This window comes from Vibrio sp. 10N.222.48.A3, assembly GCF_041475345.1.
Lineage (GTDB): Bacteria > Pseudomonadota > Gammaproteobacteria > Enterobacterales > Vibrionaceae > Vibrio > Vibrio tasmaniensis_A.
Genome location: NZ_JBFRVX010001199.1, coordinates 1 through 520, shown reverse-complemented (window position 1 = coordinate 520; position 520 = coordinate 1). Strand labels below are relative to the sequence as shown.

Annotated in this window: 1 protein-coding gene; it reads left to right on the top strand. The window is 46.3% G+C overall.

Annotated features, from left to right (window positions below; genetic code table 11):
* The coding region (locus AB4653_RS25005; RefSeq protein WP_372105576.1) for a peptidylprolyl isomerase at nucleotides 1–456 on the top strand (456 nt) is incomplete at its 5' end.
* Nucleotides 457–520 lie beyond the last annotated feature (64 nt).

The following is a 520-nucleotide window of genomic DNA, read 5'->3' as shown; positions in this document are numbered from 1 at the left end:
CAACTTAACGAAGAAAAAGCACCAGAAACAAGCGCAAACTTCCTACAGTATTGCCGTGACGGTTTTTACGACAACACGCTATTCCACCGTGTTATCGATGGTTTCATGGTTCAAGGCGGCGGCATGACTTCTGGCCTTAAAGAAAAAACAACTCGCGCGACTATCAAGAACGAAGCAAACAACGGCCTAGCGAACAAAGTGGGGACGCTAGCAATGGCTCGTACTATGGAACCGCATTCAGCGAGCTCTCAGTTCTTCATCAACGTTAACGACAACTCTTTCCTAAACTTCCGTAGCGAAAGCCTAGACGGTTGGGGCTACTGTGTATTCGCAGAAGTTGTTGAAGGCATGGACATCGTAAACAAGATCAAAGGTGTTAGCACTGGTTCTATGGGTATGCACCAAGACGTACCTCTAGAAGAAGTGATCATCACTGGTACTACAATCGAAGCTTAATTCACCGCTTTCGGTTAGTATTGATGAGCCGATAAAATCAGGATATAGGGAGCGAATCGCTCCC